A 16,807-nucleotide genomic window follows, 5' to 3' on the forward strand; every position below is an offset into this window, starting at 1 on the left:
CATAATCTTCAAAGGTATATACTTTTGATTTATGGCTTTCTTTTAATTTACCTTTATCTTGCTCATACCAATGAACTAAGGTCGCATAATGATCTTTATAGTTTCTTCCCGTGCTTTGCATATAGGTTGACAGCTTCTCTATCATTTCTTCCCTATGACCTTGCATTTTATCCTTTAACTTCCCATATTCTTCATCGGTTAAGGAAACATTTTTATATTCTCCATAAAGGGAGGGGGATATTTTTTCTATCTCCCCCTCTTTCTCTAACTCTATATCTATCTCTTTATCTATCTCTATATCTCCGTTGCAGTTTTGTTGCAAAAGGTTGCAAGGTGTTGCACTGGTGTTGCATTGCAACGCTTTTTGTCCTCTCGATTTTCTTGAACGCCTTGTAGAAGCTGTTTCTGAACCTATAAGACTTGGGATTTCTGTTAAAAAATACTCGTCATTTTCTGTGATTATCTCCATCAATCCTTGTGCTACAAGATAATTTACTGTAACCATTACATCATCTTCCGTTTCATCAATCGTTAATGCAAGCTCCTTGATAAAGTCTGTTTCTACTCCGTCATAATACAGCTTCCCACTATCTTTTAAGCTAAGTAAAAGCAATTTGAGGTAAATGATTGTATAGGTATCTCCTCCTGATATTTTTCTTAGCCTTTTGATTCTCTTATCTGTAAAAAAATCTTCTTTCAATTTTAACCAATAGTATCTTCTGTTGTCTGCCATTTTTATCTTTCCTCCCCTTTATTTTTATAATTTTCTTTAGCCTTTTCCTTGGCTTTTTGTTTGTACTGCCTCTTTATTTCCTCTTGCTCTTGGAATTTTTTCAGTTGTGCAATTACGCTTGGTTTATCTCCTCTCTTAATTGCCTTGTCTATCTCTATGGATAAATCTATTCCATACTCATCATTGACAATCTTTACTGCATATTTGATATGGTCTATCTGCTTAAATTCATCTTGTACTTTAGCTTTATCTTCGCTTAAGTCTTGTATCTCTTTTTCAAGGCTTGATATTTCTTTTTGCCAATCACTTAATTTTATGGCTGATGTCCCGGTAAATTTTTCTATAATCTTTCTTGCTCTTTGGTACTTATCTATTTCCTTTTTATGAGAATTGTAAAAGCTGTCTTTGAATATGGTTTTGCTTTTGTATTCCTGATAGACTTCTTTATTTTCTTTGATAGAGTCTATGCAACTTACACATTGATTTAGGTCTTTTATTCTTTGTGTTTTATCTTGAATATCACCACTTATTTTTTTACTTTGCTTTGCCAGTTCAAAGACTTTTTCTTGTAGGTCTGCTATGGTTTGAAGATGATTATCTTTCAAATAGTAGATTGCTTTTACAAATCTCTTTAGGTCTGCATTTCCCTTTTTTATCTGTCCATAGTAGGATAGATTTTTTGTTTTTTCTCCCTGTATTTCGTTGTAGATAGAAATATACTCATAGAGGTTAAAGAGTTCTGCTTTGTTCTCCAGTTCATCTTTTTTGGTCTGTTTATACTCATCGTATTTTGCTTGCAGATTTCCAAGTAAAGAGTCTATCCAAAAAGTGATTTCTTTTATCTTGTTCTTAATGGCTTTTACTAAGGAGTTATGCTTTTTAATTTCTCTATTGATATTTCCCTTATCCGTTTCAATGCCTTTTCTTTCTAAGGCACTTGCACTTGCTCCCATATGAATGGTTGGAATTTCTTCTATCCCTTGTCTTTTGTAGGAACGATGATCCACTCTCTTTTCCTGATGATTTTTTTCTAAATACTGATTACAAAGACTTGCAAAATTCTCTCTCCATTTCTCTGCGTTTCCTTTATTGTTCCAGTCTGTCAGCTCTACTTTTCTTGTTTTGTAGTTACCGCTTTTTAATTTTATCTTTTCTCCGTTTTCATCAAGAACATATTCTTTTTTGCTTTTTGCCTGCCACTCTCCTTTTTCATTGATTGGTCTAAGAGTAGTCATAATATGGGCATGGATATTATTATTTTCTTCATCACTTTCATCATGGATTGCAAGGTCTGCTATCATTCCTTTTGATACAAAATGTTCTTGTATGAAGTCGGTAATGAGTTTCTTGTTTTCTTCAAAGGATAATTCTTTTGGTAGAGCAATGATAAAATTTCTTGCAAGCTGTGCATTGCTTGCTTTCTCATTTAGTTCAACGCTGTTCCATAATGTAGTTCTATCTTTTAATGCTATGGGAACATTCTCCGGCAAGAAGATTTCTGAATGTAAAAGTCCCTTTTTATTATGGTAATCGTGAACTTCTCCGTCCCATTCATTTTTGATTTTCTCACAAGAGATATATGCTGCACTTGCAACTGCCGATTTACTTTTTCCTCTGCTTATCATAGAAATATTAAAGTGAAATGTTTCTACCACTTTTAAGCTCCTTTCATTTTTTGTTTGTTTTCAGGTAAAGGAAAAAGCAGACAGGTTATTTTTTGTATCTTTTCCTATCTACTTTATCCGTATGTTTTTATTAAGTTTTGGATTTTTAAAGACTTGCTAAAATCCCTTAGTTTTTCTAAGGGCGCAATTATACACCCTAAAGGGTGCTTTGCGTTCTGCGAAGCTTTTTGCCCTTGCAGGGAGCTTCTGAAAAAACTAAGGTCTTTTATTTTATCTACTCTATGTCTGTTTCATCTTCCATATCTTTCCCATTTATCATTTCTTCATAGGCTTGTCTGTATTCTTCTGTGTGAGTAGAGATATTTAACAGTTTTTCTATCTCCTCATTGGTAAATATTAGAGGATTTTTAATGACCCTTTCTACTATCAATCCCCTTTGTATGAGCCTGTGATTTCTTCTTTTTCGTTCCTTTTCATTTGCCAGTTTTTCTAATTTTTTGCCTTGATTTTGTAATTGTTTCAGCTTTACATCGCACTTTTCTCTTTCTTCCTGAAGTTCAGAAATTTGTTCCTGTACTTCCTGTAATGTTTTTTCTTTCTTCATTTTTAATTCCTCCGTTTTGGTATCTGCTTGTTTCCATAAAGAAAGGTTAAGCACCTTTTTTGACACTTAACCTTTCCAAGTTTTTAGATTTTATCTTCTAAAATCTTTCTCAGTTTTTCTAAAATCCTATCCCTCCTCCCACTGATTGCTTGATGTGTAACTTTCTCTCTTCTGCTGATTGACCTTAGACTTTCTTCTTTGTAGAAGATGGCTTCCATTAGTTCTCGTTCTTCTTTTGTAAGAGTATTTAATGCTTTATGAAGTTCTTCAATTCGCATTTTTACTTCTACAATTTTTTCTAAGTCTATCTTTTCATCTATGATGTTATCTACAAAGTGTCCATCATGATCCAGTGCCGAAAATGGTATTACATTATGCTTCCAATCTTTTCTTTGGAGATACTTTTCATGCTCTGTTATCTTCCAATAGGCTTTGTAGACTTCTTCACTTACAGGTACGGCTTTGCCTTTTACATAAAGGTAATATTCTTTCTTTGCCACTTAGTCATCCTCCTTTTTAAGTTCTCTGTTTTGGTTTTGAGAATAAAAAAGGAGGACTTCTACACTTTGGCGTAAAAAGTCCTCTCGGCTTAAAAACTAATGTTTTATATAATTTTCTATTTGGTCGTTTCTGGTAAAGTATTATTGCTATGTGTAAGCAATTCCAAGAATAAAAAAGGATAATTATATCGTTCTGTGAAAACCGAAACTATAAGTTTTGACATAATTATCCCTCCATTATTTTCCCTCCTAAGTAAATTTATTATTAAATCACTCCTGCTTTTTCAAAATGCTTTTTGAGTATCTTTGTTGCAACGAATGCTCCTATGCAAGCAAGAACAAATGTTATCAAGGCAAAGCCTACTGCCCATGAAACTTTGAAATAAGATAATGCTTCATTTATTTGTGCTTCACTCATTTTCCATTTTGATGCTCTTTCCACAAAAGAAGCTGTTCCGAATAAAATCACAGGAATTACTGTCCCTAAAAAATCCGCTAATGCAAATATCCCATATCCAATAATCATTCGTCCCTTGCTCTCATAATTTCCTATAATCAAATCACATATAATTCCACCGATTACAGCAAAGACTGCATGAGGCAAATGTCCTCCTGACAATGCAATTAAACCAAGAAGCGTTCCTGATATTGTAAATACGCCCTTCTTTTTAACTTTCAAAGCCATAAGGATATAAACGGTAGCAGCTACCATAAAGCTAACTCCTGAAGCAATAAATCCTCCAATCACTGTTGTTGCCATAGCAAATGCAACCGCCATGTATATGACAATTCCAATTGCATTAAAGATTCCGATTGTAATAAAATCACGACCATTTAATTTGTTTTTCATAAAAGTCCTCCTAATAAATTTTCTGTATTACTATCACAAGAGCAATCATCAAAGCTCCTAATAGTCCAATCAACAAATCCGTTGTTCTAAACCTCAATTTTGTTAATGTAACCCTGTTCTCATCACTATCAAGTCCTCTAATGAGTGCTGAAGCTGACAGTTCATCTGAAATCTTAATCATTCTCATTAAAAGCGGAACAAGCGTATATTCAATATATTTAATTGGATGTAGCAAGGGAAAAAATCTACTTGTTACGATTCCTCGAATCTTCATATTCTCTTTTAATGCCTTGAGTTCTATTTTTATAGTTGGTACAAACCTAAGCAAAACACTAAAAGGTATACCAATGCTTCTTGGTACTTTCATTCTATTTAATGCTTCAAGCATTTCACTTACACTTGTAGTCTTTGTTATATATCCACCAAACATAGCAATTAAGGTCATCCTTGATGCAAAGTAAATAAACATATATATTGCAAATACGATACTTGCTTCACAAAACTTTCCAAGCCATAACTCTATGCAGTATAAAATCACAAAAAACAAAATAAAGCGTAATGCTCTTTTCCACATACTGCTGTATACATACAGAAAAAAGGCAAAGAGAATCAGTCCGAAAAGTAGAATTGTATCGCTTATAAAAAAGCTCGTAAATCCAACAATTGGAAGTAGAGTAAGTTTTATTCTCGGATCGACTGTTTTTCTATCCATCAAGTTATCTACCTCCTCTCATCTTGTCCAATATGAGAATTTTATTACTTTCACTCATATTCAAAACACTTTCTATTTTTCCATCTCCCATTACCCAGAGCTTACTCACTGTGTTCGCTAAAAACTCAAAATCATGACTTATCACCAAAACTGTTGTTCCATTTTTTAATTGTTCTTCAATTAATTTTGCCACTGAAAGCATTGAGTCTTTATCACAACCTGATGTTGGTTCATCATAGATAAAAACTTTTGCCTGTTTCATCATTCCACAAGCTATTGTGAGTCTTTGTTTTTCTCCTCTTGATAAAGCAAACGGATGCTTATCAATGTATTTATCTAAGCCAAGTACATTCAAAATAGACTTTGCCTTTTGAGTATTTTCTTTTTTATCTTTACTTGAAATACCAAGCAGCATTTCATCAAGTACACTTTCCGAAAACAACTGATAGTCTGAATCTTGAAAGACAAAATATGACATATCCATTAAATCTTTATGATTAAGCGAATTATCTTTCCCCGTCCATATCTTCCCCTCTTTTATCTTCTCAAGTCCTGAAATCACTCTTGCAAAGGTAGTTTTTCCGGTACCATTTAAGCCGATAAGACCAATGGCTATTCCGCACTCCATATTGAAATCAAGATGATTTAAGATGTATTGATTTTGCTTATTTCCAACCTTAGTTGCACTTGGGTAACAAAATTTCAAGCCTTTCCCACTGATACTTTCATCATTTAATTGATATAAATCTTTCTTCTCACTTATCCTGTATTCTTTTAATTCAAGAGTTCTTAGTCCATTATCATCCCAAAACTTCCCTTCAAGATGGATAACTTCTTCCCGACTCAAGTCCTGTGCAATCTCTCCATCTTTAACCAAAAGAAAACGGTCAAATAAAGATTTTACATAGTACAAACGATGTTCAATTAGAACAACAGTTGTTCCCTTTTTCTTTAATTTTTCCAAAATTAAAAATAGGTCAAATGTTGCTTTCATATCCAAATTTGCTGAAGGCTCATCTAAAATTAAAACTTTCGGATTCATTGCATAGATGCTTGCAATAGCTATCTTTTGTTTCTGCCCGCTTGATAATTCAAAAACAGATTTTCCTTTCAGTTCCTCAATATCCAGCTCTGCATATACTTCTTCTACTCTCTGTTTGATTTCATATCTTGATTTGCAGATAGTTTGAAGCCCAAAAGCTATTTCTTCATCTGTCGTTGTCGTGAAAAATTGACTTCTTGGATCTTGAAATACAGTACCTACAATACGCCCTATTTCATGAAGCGATAATTTGCTTATATCTTTTCCGGACGCAAAGGCTTCCCCTTTCATTTTGCCTTTGTAATAATGTGGAATAAGACCATTCATCACACTTCCAAGAGTACTTTTACCACTTCCACTTTTCCCTGAAATTAAAACAAATTCACCTTTTCTAATTTCAAGATTGACATTTTTTAAAGCAGTTCGTCCATCTTCCCATTCATAATAAACATTTTTTAGCAAAATCATGGTTATACCTCATACTGAGCTTTCCATAATTTTGTGTAGTAACCATTTTTTGCAAGAAGTTCACCATGCTTTCCTTTTTCAAGTAAATTTCCTTTTTGAAATACGAGAATTTGGTCAGCTTTTTGAATTGTTTTTAAATGATGAGCCACTACAAGTACAGTTCTATTCTTTGCAAGTTCTGTAATAGCATCCTGTATCAAAGATTCATTTACAGGATCAACATTACTTGTCATTTCATCAAGAATTAAAATCGGTGCATCTTTTAGAAAAGCTCTTGCAATAGATATTCTTTGTCTTTGTCCACCTGATAAAATTCCTCCATTTTCGCCAATATCAGTTTCATAACCTTTTGGTAAACTCATAATGAAATCATGTATTCTTGCTTTCTTTGCAGCTTCAATGATTTCCTCTTTTGTAGCTCCTTTTTTACCTACTCTGATATTTTCTTCAATCGTGTTATCAAACAATTGAACATTCTGCATGACAATGCTAATACGGTCTAAAAGCTCATCATAAGGAATATCCCTTATATCAATTCCTCCGAGTGTAATTTTTCCTTTATGCACATCATAAAATCTTAGAAGTAAGTTGGTTATAGTGGTCTTTCCACTACCTGATTCTCCAACTAAGGCTGTCATTGTTTTTTCAGCAATAGAAAAGCTCAATTTTTCCATTTTAAATTCATCTTTTTCATAGGAAAATCCAATGTTATCAAAAGCTATATCATTATCTTTCGGAACAATTCCATTCACTTTATCCGGGATTACATCTGCATATAAAATTCTTGAAAGTCTTTCGTAACTATCTACCGCCGAAACATAGTTCATATAGTGTTGTTCCATAGAAGCGAACGGCTTATAAAACTCTTTTGAAATTACCGCAAAGATAATAAAATTAAGCACATCGAGATTTCCCTTTATAACAAGTATTGCTCCTGCAATTAAAAGAACTAAATATCCAATATCCAGTAAAAAACCAAATATAGATAACTGTTTTGCCTTGAATCTTGAAGCTGCTTTACTTGTTTCTCCGAACTTTTTCGTTTTGTTCATAAGCTCATTATCTAAGCTCTTATTGTTTGAAAAACTCTTTAGTACAGGTATTCCTCTAACATATTCAACAAATAAGCTAACCATATCAAGAAGTGCTGAGTTGTTCTGATTTTCTATTTTTTCAGATTGCTTAATTGTCAGATATAGAAAGATAAGTGCAATCGGAACAGATACAGCCATAATAATAGCAAGTTTGAAATCAATACTTGCAAGACCAACAAATACGACTGCACCTATCAAAAAATCACCAAACATTCTTGACCACATGTGTCCTACAACAAGGGACATATTATCAACATCTTTGTGTAAAATTGTATTGATCTCGCCCAGTCTTTCGTTGGTATAAAATCCTAAGCTGAATTTTTTTAATTTGATAATCATGCGTTCTCTGATTTGCTGAACAATATCAAAACCTGCACTATGCTTTTTCATATCTGCAACCATATTACAAATACCTTTGAACACTACAAGTAATCCAATCGCAATAAAATATTTATATAGACTTGCTAAGCTCGTTCCATCGAATATTTGGAACAGTATAGAAAATACGATCACAATCATAGCTATGGAGCTTAGTCCATAAAGGGCAAAGAATACACTCGATATAATCAAATCTCTCTTGCCAGTTTTTGTAAGTAGTTTTAACATTTCTCTAAACATTTTCTGTTACCACCTCTTTCAAATTCCATCTATCTACCTTGTTCTGTGCTTCAACCATATCCTTATAAAAATCACATCTTTTCATCAGCTCTTCATGGCTTCCTGCATCAAGAACAACACCCTTATCCATAACAATAATTTGGTCTGAATCTCTAATCGTATTTAGATGATGAGCAATTGTAATGATGGTTTTATCCTTGCTTAAATCGTCAATTGCTTCGCCGATAAGTCTTTCATTTTCACTATCAACAGCCGCCATTGCTTCATCTAATATTAAAATCGGTGCATTTTTCAGTATCATTCTTGCTATAGAGATTCTTTGTTTTTCTCCACCGGATAACTTAACTCCCATTTCACCTACTCGTGTTTCATATCCATTTGGCAATGCTGAAATAAAATCATGGCATCTTGCTTTTTTAGCAGCTTCTATGACTTCTTCTTTTGTTGCATTTAGTTTTCCAATTGCTATATTTTCAAAAATACTTAAGTCAAAAAGGATAACTTCTTGTTGCACACTACCAATCAGCATTGAGATATTTTCTTGACTATATTCTTTTATATCTTTTCCATTTATCAGTATTTGTCCTTCATCTGCATCCCAAAATCCCATAAGCAAATTAGATACCGTACTCTTTCCACAACCGCTTGCTCCTACAAAGGCGTTCAAACTATTTTTCTTAAAATTCAAATTGATATTTTTAAGCTCAAAGCTATCTTTTCCGTATGCAAAATTCACATCTTTAAATTCTATGTTTCCAAATTCTAAACCTTGTTCTGTCTTTTTGTTTGGAAGTGGAACTGTTAATACTTTCCCTATCGCCTTTAACGCTTCCTTAAACACAATAGAAAAATGTTGCAATGTAGCTGTCTTACTTATAGAAGCAGTAAAAGCAGACGATAAAATAATGGCAAGGATAAAATTAGGCGTTGTAATATTTCCATGATAAAGAAATATGCTTCCCAAAATCATGACAATAACCACTCCAATTTCCATAAATATGTCAATGAGTCCCATTGGAATTGTAACCATCCCCATGCTCTTTTTAACCCAGTAAATATATTCTCTTGCCGTTTTTAATGTTCTTTCACTAATTTCCTCTTCTTTAGCAAAAGCCTTAATCACAGAAATATTTTTTACATATTCCATTAGCTCTTCTCTCATTCTGTTTTCATGATTGAAGTAAATCGCAAAGTTTTTATCCATTGTTTTCTGTGAAAGAACTTTTACCAAATACATGAGTGGAACTCCGGCAATCATCCCAAGAGCAAGACGCCAATCCACAAAAATCATAGCTACAAAAATAATGGTAGGCAGAAGTGTAACTGCCATTATTTCAGGAAGACCATGGGCAAGGTATACTTCCACTTGCTCTACATCATGTTGAACAATGTTGGTAAGCTCTCCTGTATTATGTTCTTTAAAGAATCCCAAACTTAGTTTTTTCAGATGACCGATAATATCTAACCTAAGTTCTGTTAATTTTTCGTATGCTTTCTCATGGGCAACCTTTGTTGCAAAATAATAAAACACTCCTTTTAATACAAACGATATAAAGATTCCCAAGAATATATACTTTAAATTACCTTCGTTAATATTGTTTGTGATTAAAGAACTAATCAAATATACAAGTAAGATTTGTGGTATCAAATCAAATACTATTTTTAAAGCAAGAAGTGAATTGGATAAACTATTTTTCCCAATCACTTTTTTCCTTAATTCTTTTTCCGGCATGAACAACTCTCCTTTCAAAATTGAATAATATTGAATTTTAATTCAGTATTAAGGTTTAAAGTAAGACTTTGCTGATTACGCAAAGTCTATTTTATCCGATCACTATATTTTTTTAAATTACTGTATCAGCAAATCAAAAATTATAGCACAATCTTTTTCCATTTTCTAATCTTAGTTCTAAACGTTCCAAAAGGGGCAACCGTATTAACATGAATAAACTTATAAACTTCCCATGTCGCTGTTTTAGTAGCTTCATCAGCCCATTTTCTCATATGCGGTTGAAATAATTCTTCTTCACTTAGTGTATCAATCATTGTATAGATAGATATAATATTTTCTTTCAATCGTTTCTTTAATTCTTCTATCGATAAATGAGCATAAGTATCGGTAAACCACTGATATAATTCTCCAAGTTGATTCCATTTAAACATATCCGACGGTGTCTTTACTTCAAAACCGTTTTTCTCATCTTTTTCCCATTTCAAAACTAATGTTGTCCATCCGAGTTGATAAGCAAGATTTTCTGCTGGTGTTCTGTCAACTTCAGGGACTCTCTTATCTTTGAGAGATTCAGGAATAATATCAAATTCAGAAATATACTTTTCAAAACTTTTATTTATCTCAGATTTCAGTTCTTCTTTATCTTTATATATCTTCAAAATATCTCCTCCAAAAATTTAAATTTATCGCATTTAAATATCAAATCAACTTACAATGATTCCACTCCCTTGTAATAACACTTTGCAATAAGTTTTAGCATATCTTTTGCCCACTTTTCACTTTGATAATGCCTTGCTATTTCAAGAAGTCCCTCTGTAAAGTTACTGGCTAAAATATGGGCAAGCATTGGATCATATTCCTGTTTCGATTGTCTTTTTAAACTTACTTCAATATGAACCTGCATTTGCGATATGAGTTTTTGTTTTGCTTCTGTATGCTTTGTACCTGAGCTTTTATCCATTAAAATAATTAACTTCTTACGATCTTTTAAAAGTTCATGAATATAATTTTCTCCAACTTCATCAAACCTTTCAGAAGCAGAACCTTTTTCCAAAGATTCTTCCTCATTAAAAGCTGACTCGAAGTTTATATAAACAGAACTTACTACTGCATCAAACAAAACTGCCTTATTTTTGAAATAGGTATAAATTAGTGCCACAGGAATATCTGCTTCTTTTGCAATTTCTGTTAATTTGGCACCTCTATAATCCTTTTTATAAAATACTTTTTCTGCTGCTTCGAGTATTCTATTTCTAACTTCTTCTTTTAATACTTGTGCCATAGCACACCTCTTTCTATTCCAATACTGAATCTACATTTAATAATAAATTAAAATTCAATATTTGTCAAGATAGATTTAAATATTTGTTTTTATATACTCACTCACCGGTATCCCCACTCTTTTCAAAACCTTTATTTTCTCCTGTTTCTTCTGTTCTCTTCTTGCCTTATATTTATCTTCATACTCTTTCTGTTTTCCACTCGCTTTACGCTTTAGGTAATTTTGATGTAGCTTGTCTTTTCTTTCTTCGATTTTTCTTTCTTCTTCCTCAAGTTTTTGTTTTTTTCTTCGCTTAACTCCGCCTGTGGTAGTTCGTAATTACCTATGAAATTAAAGTAAATTTCTATCTTTTGCTTTGATGTCTGACTTCCTTTTCTATCTCTTTCATGTACGATAATCTTTTCTACAAACTCATTTATCATTGTAGTTGTAAGTTCATCAAAGTTTTCATAACGACTGATAAGAGATATAAATTTTCTTGCTCTGTCTGTTTCTTTTTCATATCTTGATACCTGCTGCTCTAAATCTTTGATCTCTTTGCTTAAAGTTATCTGCTCTGTTTCATATTGATTGTTTAGTATCTCATATCTGCTATTTGGTATTTTGTTAAGGATCATATCTTCGTAAATTCTGCACATAAGTCGTTCGAGTTCCCTAAGTCTGTTTTGGCTTTCCGTTAATCTTACCTTTTTCTTTTCTATCTCTATTTTTTCTTTTTCTTCCATTTCATTTTGAATGGAACAGATAAAGGCTTCATTATCTTCATCAAGGTATTTTTTAATATCTTTTAGTGTGTCTTGTATTAAATTTAAGACTACTTCCGCTTTTATTCTGTGTGCTGATGGACAAAGCATGCCACAAGGTGTTTTAGTATAGGCACTGCAAGTGTAATAGGGTATATTTTTGTAATTGCTTGTTCTATGAACATACATTTTACTTCCACAATCTGCACAATACATCAGTCCTGTGAGTGGGTGATATTCTCCCCAACCGTCAGGATACCTTTTTACATTTCCTCTTATCCTTTGCACATTGTCAAAGGTTTCTTGATCTATAATTGGCTCGTGTGTATTTTCAAAAATAAGCCAGTTATCCTCGGATACATATTTGCTTTTCTTATCCTTGAAGTGTTTTCTTGTTTTGAAATTGACTGTATGTCCCAAGTATTCCTGTTTCTTTAAAATGCTTGCTATGGTTGAGCTGCACCAACGATAGGGATGTTCAAAGTTTTTGCTTTGATATAGTCCATAGCCTAATTTTTGTTGATGGTAGGCGGGTATATCTACTTTTTCACTTTCTAATATCTTTGCTATTCGATACGGACCATTTCCTTGCATGGTCAGGTTAAATATTCGCCTTACTATCTCTGCTGCTTTTTCATCTACTATCCATTTGTTTTTATCTTTTTCATCTTTGATATAGCCATAAGGCGGTGTACTTGCCGTATGTTTTCCACTTTCCCCTTTTGACTTGAAAGTCGATTGGATTTTTCTTGATGTATCTCTTGCATACCATTCGTTCATGATATTTCTAAAAGGGGTAAAATCATCTTCTCTGTAAAAACTATCTACATTGTCATTGATAGCGATTAGTCTTACGCCCTTTTGTCTTAGTATCTCCATACATTGACCGACTTTGAGATAATCTCTGCCAAGTCTGCTCATATCTTTTACGATGATACAACCAATATTTCCTTGATTGACTCCGTTCATCATTGCCATAAATCCCGGTCTGTCAAACTGTGTTCCGCTGATTCCATCATCTGTAAAGTGAATGATGTTTGACAGGTTATTTTTGCTTGCGTATTCTTCCAATATTTTTTTCTGATTGATGATAGAGTTACTCTCTCCTTGCAGTTCATCATCACGACTTAATCTCTCATAGAGTGCTGTTATCTTTTCAAAATTCCTCATTTTTACCCCCTTTCTCTTAATTTTTCAATAAAAAAAGAATTAAGAAGTACATATTTCACTAAAATAGTGATTAAGTGTTCTCCTTAATTCTATTACTCCAGCAGCAAGTTTGTACTTTTTATATTGCTTTACCGCAAAGTGCGTAGGCTCTTTCTTTTCCAATGCTTCAAATAGTCTATCAATGGGATTCATATATGTTTCATCATCTTCCCTGACTTCTGAAGCGTCTATCATATCCAGTAGTGTTGCAAAGTTCTTTTCTTCTCTTGGAGCTTCATAGAAGATATATCCAATAAGAGCTGTATAGTAGAGTTTTTCTGCTTTCACCCAAAAATCCTCACCTGCTTTTTCACCCTCTCCCTTTGTGTTTGCAATGATTGTCTGCACTAATTTGAGTATATCTTTTTCACTTCTAAGGTAGGCGAATGGATTATACTTCATGCTCTTTTTGAAGTTGATGGTATTTAAGATTTTTATCTCATAGCCATTATCTTCAAGCATCTTGCCACACTCAATGACTATCGTTCCCTTAGGATCTGTTACACAATATGATGAGTGCATTTGCATTAGATTTGGCTTTACATAAAATCTTGTCTTTCCTGAACCAGAACCACCTATAACAAGCACATTCTTATTTCTCGCATACTTTGGATTTGCCGGTCTGCCATTCATGGTTAATCGCTCAGTTTGAGTAAGCAAGATATTGTTTTGGAACTTTTCATCCGCATACGGCTCTATATCTTTTCTCGTTCCCCATCGGGCTGATCCATACTCTTTCCCCTGCCTGAACTTTTTTGCATTTTTACCTTTGGTATAGACGATAAATTTAATTAAAGCTGCCACTCCCACGCCCATTAAAATGTCAGAAGGATGAATGCTCGGAATAAATCTCATGGTATTAAGCTCTAATATTCCTTGAAAGATTTTGTCTATCACATCGCCACCAGTATAGGCTCTTACATGGTGAGAGAAGATATTGCCCACATAGAAAAATGCAAGATAGGGAATATTCTGCTTTAGAAACTTTGCCTTATCTTGCACTTTGAATAAGCCTTTGATGTCTTTTAATATCTTATCTATCATAGGCTCTGCTCCTTTTGTTTATTCTTGACTTTATCTTTAGAAACAGTGTTCTTTGCCATCTCCTTGAATTTTTCTATGCTTTTATGAATGGACTCCTTATTTTTCTCTTTTTTCTCAATTTTAGAAAGCACATTTTGAAAAGCTTTATTCAGAACTTTTGTATCTTTTGCTTGGAAAAATACCGAATGTGTTCCTGTTTCCTTATCTTTCATCACTGAGAATTTAACACCATGTTTATTCAATTCTTTTTTTAATTCTTTTAATTCACCATCTTTAACATTGATTTCTTCAAGCTGTCCTTTCTTTACCATATCTTTTAGCTTAACTTGATTTCCTTTATTCTTTAGATAAGCATCTAAGTCTCCACCCATTTTTTCTGCTTCTTTAAGTAATTTTTTTAGTAATTTTACTATTTCTCTTGCTGTTAGCTTTGCAAGTCGTATTTCAAGGTTAATTGCCTTGCTTGAAACTTCTTCGTTAATCATTATCGCTCACCCCCTCCAAGTAGCCTTTCCCTATTTCTCTCCAATTTTCTTTTTTGAACTTTCTTTCTAAAGTCTTCTCCTGTAACTTTAATTGGAATGCACATTTCCATAATCCTCGAATAAATTCTTTCGTATTCAACTCCATCATCTGAATTTTTAATTTGTTCTATAGGAATGTTTGTTGTAAAGATGGTTGGTTTATTTTTTAGATACCTGCTATTTACGATGTTATATACTTGCTCCTTTGCATAGCTTGTATCTCTTTCAATTCCTAAATCATCTAAGATAAGTACCGGTACACTTACAATGGATTCAATGTATTCATTTTTATCAAAATCAAATCCACCTTTTTGTAAATCGTTAATGATTTGTGCAAAGTTTCTAATCTTCACTCGAATTTGATATTCTTCAATTAGTGCATTGGCTATTGAACAAGCAAGGTAGGTTTTTCCACTACCGACTGTTCCAAAGAATAGAAGTCCGATATTTTCTTTTTTCATCGTTTCATATTCTTTTACAAAATTTTTAGCAACAGTAAAGCATTGCTCTTTTCCGCCTTGATAGTTATCAAAAGTATATGCCCATTGGTTCATAGAATTAAAGCATCTCTTTTTTAGATCTTCAATTTCTTGCCATTTTTTTCTCTCAGCTTCTTTTTTTAGCCTATTTCTATCGCACTCACACTGCTTTTTGAATATCTTCTTGCTTCCAAAGATGTCCATTACTTCTCCGTCTTTTCTTTCGTTGCAGACTTTACAATAGGCGTGTCCGTCTTTGATGTATTCTGTATCAGGATCGTAATTGTATTTTGCTCCGTCAATAAGAAGCTCTTTTAGTTTATTCATCATAAATATTCTCCAATCTCATAATCTTCTAAGCTATAGCTTTTATTTTTAGTATTCTTCTTTTGGTTTTGATTTCCTTGATCTTTGTAAAACCAAGAAAGGATAGTTGCCTTATGATCTTTATAGTTCTTTCCTGTGCTTTTTATATATGTGGATAAGCGTTCGATATAGTTATCGAATTGATTCATGAGTATTTCTTTTAGGTCAACTACTTCATCGTCTGTCAAAAAGACATTTTGGAATGTTCCATACTCGCCTTTGCAAATACTAAAATCAGTATTACTATAATTAAGATTATTATTATAAGTATTACTTCTGTGTAGATTCTTCACTTCTTGAAGTGTAGTTTCTACATTTCTTAAGTGTAAATTCTTCATTTCTGAAGTGTAATTATTACACTCGGACTTAAAGATACTCATAAAGTCTTTTACATAGATGATGTTGGGTTTTCCAAGACCTTGTCTTTTGCGTTCAATAAGTCCTATACCACCTGTATTACTATCAAGTTCATTTAGAATTTTGACAGCTGTTTTATTTGATTTATTTAGCATTGTCATAATTTCTTCTACAGTGAAAATGATATATACTCTTTTTTCATCATCAATCCATTTATTTTTATATGACAAGTTTGTTCGCTCCAAAAGGCAAGAGTAAAGTATTTTGGCATCTGATGATAACCCCTTAAAGGCTTCGTCCGTTACTAAAACTTTAGGTAGCATAAAAAAGCTAAACCTATCTCCATCTCTGTTATAAAAATAGTCAAAATTCACACCCACACCTCCTCTCAAATTATTTTTGGACAAAAGAAAAGACGATAGATTTTTTTATTGTTCTATCGTCTAAGTCGTTTATTATTTAGTTTTTTGTATTTATCAATCTAACCTTATCCTCGTCTAAACCAAGGTATGATTCTATTTGCTTTTTATTTTACACCTTGCAAATTCCCTTGTTTTAAAAATCCAGTATTTCTTATAGCAATTCCTACAACTGTTAAAATAAAGCAACAAATAACATAAGCAGGACCTACTCCGCAAACAGGTAATTTTTTATTTTTCAATATATCACGCTCCCATACACTTAAAATCTGTAATTCATTTCCATAGAAAAACAACAATTACTGCCTGAATTTCCGATATGATTGGTATTAGTAAAAAAGGTACAAGTAAGAAATGTTCGTAAATCGCCAAACGTTTCATCCAATTCTTGAATTCATAATCCTTG

At 32.8% G+C, this 16,807-nt stretch carries 16 protein-coding genes and 1 pseudogene; all 17 read right to left on the reverse strand.

The window, feature by feature from the left end; genetic code table 11:
• Positions 1–733 (reverse strand): phage replisome organizer N-terminal domain-containing protein (locus HMPREF3181_RS02355; RefSeq protein ID WP_068472605.1); only part of this gene is annotated, 733 nt, incomplete at its 3' end.
• A gap of 2 nt (positions 734–735) precedes the next feature.
• Positions 736–2,388: a MobQ family relaxase gene (gene mobQ / locus HMPREF3181_RS02360; RefSeq protein WP_068472607.1), complete on the reverse strand. Its 1,653-nt coding sequence runs from the start codon at positions 2,386–2,388 to the stop codon at positions 736–738.
• Positions 2,389–2,632: 244 nt separating this feature from the next.
• A complete protein-coding gene (locus tag HMPREF3181_RS02365) occupies positions 2,633–2,962 on the reverse strand; it encodes a DUF3847 domain-containing protein (RefSeq protein WP_009346081.1) in 330 nt (109 codons plus the stop codon).
• Between the two features lie 83 nt (positions 2,963–3,045).
• Positions 3,046–3,462: a sigma-70 RNA polymerase sigma factor region 4 domain-containing protein gene (locus HMPREF3181_RS02370; protein ID WP_001074477.1), complete on the reverse strand. Its 417-nt coding sequence runs from the start codon at positions 3,460–3,462 to the stop codon at positions 3,046–3,048.
• 265 nt (positions 3,463–3,727) lie between these two features.
• Positions 3,728–4,312 (reverse strand): MptD family putative ECF transporter S component, encoded by a 585-nt coding sequence (locus HMPREF3181_RS02375; protein WP_000791747.1) that lies wholly within the window; start codon positions 4,310–4,312, stop codon positions 3,728–3,730.
• Positions 4,313–4,322: 10 nt separating this feature from the next.
• Positions 4,323–5,027, reverse strand: coding sequence for an energy-coupling factor transporter transmembrane component T (locus HMPREF3181_RS02380; RefSeq protein ID WP_025194627.1), 705 nt, complete (start codon positions 5,025–5,027; stop codon positions 4,323–4,325).
• 1 nt (position 5,028) lies between these two features.
• Positions 5,029–6,534 (reverse strand): ABC transporter ATP-binding protein, encoded by a 1,506-nt coding sequence (locus tag HMPREF3181_RS02385; protein ID WP_002842626.1) that lies wholly within the window; start codon positions 6,532–6,534, stop codon positions 5,029–5,031.
• A gap of 2 nt (positions 6,535–6,536) precedes the next feature.
• On the reverse strand, positions 6,537–8,246 hold the full coding sequence (locus HMPREF3181_RS02390; protein WP_004838399.1) for an ABC transporter ATP-binding protein: 1,710 nt from the start codon (positions 8,244–8,246) through the stop codon (positions 6,537–6,539).
• Positions 8,239–9,978, reverse strand: a complete 1,740-nt coding sequence (locus HMPREF3181_RS02395) for an ABC transporter ATP-binding protein (protein WP_002842637.1) — start codon at positions 9,976–9,978, stop codon at positions 8,239–8,241. Before HMPREF3181_RS02395 ends, HMPREF3181_RS02390 begins: the two co-directional genes overlap by 8 nt.
• Before the next feature lie 140 nt (positions 9,979–10,118).
• Positions 10,119–10,637 (reverse strand): ClbS/DfsB family four-helix bundle protein, encoded by a 519-nt coding sequence (locus tag HMPREF3181_RS02400; protein ID WP_000708365.1) that lies wholly within the window; start codon positions 10,635–10,637, stop codon positions 10,119–10,121.
• Between the two features lie 50 nt (positions 10,638–10,687).
• Positions 10,688–11,260 (reverse strand): TetR/AcrR family transcriptional regulator, encoded by a 573-nt coding sequence (locus HMPREF3181_RS02405; protein WP_000079884.1) that lies wholly within the window; start codon positions 11,258–11,260, stop codon positions 10,688–10,690.
• A gap of 75 nt (positions 11,261–11,335) precedes the next feature.
• Positions 11,336–13,173, reverse strand: a pseudogene (locus HMPREF3181_RS02410) (DUF4368 domain-containing protein).
• 39 nt (positions 13,174–13,212) lie between these two features.
• Positions 13,213–14,256 (reverse strand): type IV secretory system conjugative DNA transfer family protein, encoded by a 1,044-nt coding sequence (locus HMPREF3181_RS02415; RefSeq protein WP_082713874.1) that lies wholly within the window; start codon positions 14,254–14,256, stop codon positions 13,213–13,215.
• Positions 14,253–14,741, reverse strand: a complete 489-nt coding sequence (locus HMPREF3181_RS02420) for a PcfB family protein (RefSeq protein ID WP_068472610.1) — start codon at positions 14,739–14,741, stop codon at positions 14,253–14,255. Before HMPREF3181_RS02420 ends, HMPREF3181_RS02415 begins: the two co-directional genes overlap by 4 nt.
• A complete protein-coding gene (locus tag HMPREF3181_RS02425; protein WP_010680137.1) occupies positions 14,741–15,586 on the reverse strand; it encodes an ATP-binding protein in 846 nt (281 codons plus the stop codon). The genes HMPREF3181_RS02420 and HMPREF3181_RS02425 overlap by 1 nt, the downstream gene beginning before the upstream one ends.
• Positions 15,586–16,356, reverse strand: a complete 771-nt coding sequence (locus HMPREF3181_RS02430) for a replication initiator protein A (RefSeq protein ID WP_039991207.1) — start codon at positions 16,354–16,356, stop codon at positions 15,586–15,588. The genes HMPREF3181_RS02425 and HMPREF3181_RS02430 overlap by 1 nt, the downstream gene beginning before the upstream one ends.
• A 152-nt stretch (positions 16,357–16,508) precedes the next feature.
• Positions 16,509–16,643 (reverse strand): hypothetical protein, encoded by a 135-nt coding sequence (locus HMPREF3181_RS08025; RefSeq protein ID WP_255353725.1) that lies wholly within the window; start codon positions 16,641–16,643, stop codon positions 16,509–16,511.
• Positions 16,644–16,807 lie beyond the last annotated feature (164 nt).

This window comes from Parvimonas sp. KA00067 (assembly GCF_001553085.1).
Taxonomy (GTDB): Bacteria; Bacillota; Clostridia; order Tissierellales; family Peptoniphilaceae; genus Parvimonas; species Parvimonas parva.

What these genes read in the sequence shown, in the direction of transcription:
- HMPREF3181_RS02375 (WP_000791747.1), bottom strand. Translation starts at nt 4,312, where the DNA reads ATGAAAAACAAATTAAATGGTCGTGATTTTATTACAATCGGAATCTTT.
- HMPREF3181_RS02420 (WP_068472610.1), bottom strand. Translation starts at nt 14,741, where the DNA reads ATGATTAACGAAGAAGTTTCAAGCAAGGCAATTAACCTTGAAATACGA.
- HMPREF3181_RS02405 (WP_000079884.1), bottom strand. Translation starts at nt 11,260, where the DNA reads ATGGCACAAGTATTAAAAGAAGAAGTTAGAAATAGAATACTCGAAGCA.
- HMPREF3181_RS02395 (WP_002842637.1), bottom strand. Translation starts at nt 9,978, where the DNA reads ATGCCGGAAAAAGAATTAAGGAAAAAAGTGATTGGGAAAAATAGTTTA.
- HMPREF3181_RS02425 (WP_010680137.1), bottom strand. Translation starts at nt 15,586, where the DNA reads ATGAATAAACTAAAAGAGCTTCTTATTGACGGAGCAAAATACAATTAC.
- HMPREF3181_RS02415 (WP_082713874.1), bottom strand. Translation starts at nt 14,256, where the DNA reads ATGATAGATAAGATATTAAAAGACATCAAAGGCTTATTCAAAGTGCAA.
- HMPREF3181_RS02390 (WP_004838399.1), bottom strand. Translation starts at nt 8,246, where the DNA reads ATGTTTAGAGAAATGTTAAAACTACTTACAAAAACTGGCAAGAGAGAT.
- HMPREF3181_RS02365 (WP_009346081.1), bottom strand. Translation starts at nt 2,962, where the DNA reads ATGAAGAAAGAAAAAACATTACAGGAAGTACAGGAACAAATTTCTGAA.
- HMPREF3181_RS02385 (WP_002842626.1), bottom strand. Translation starts at nt 6,534, where the DNA reads ATGATTTTGCTAAAAAATGTTTATTATGAATGGGAAGATGGACGAACT.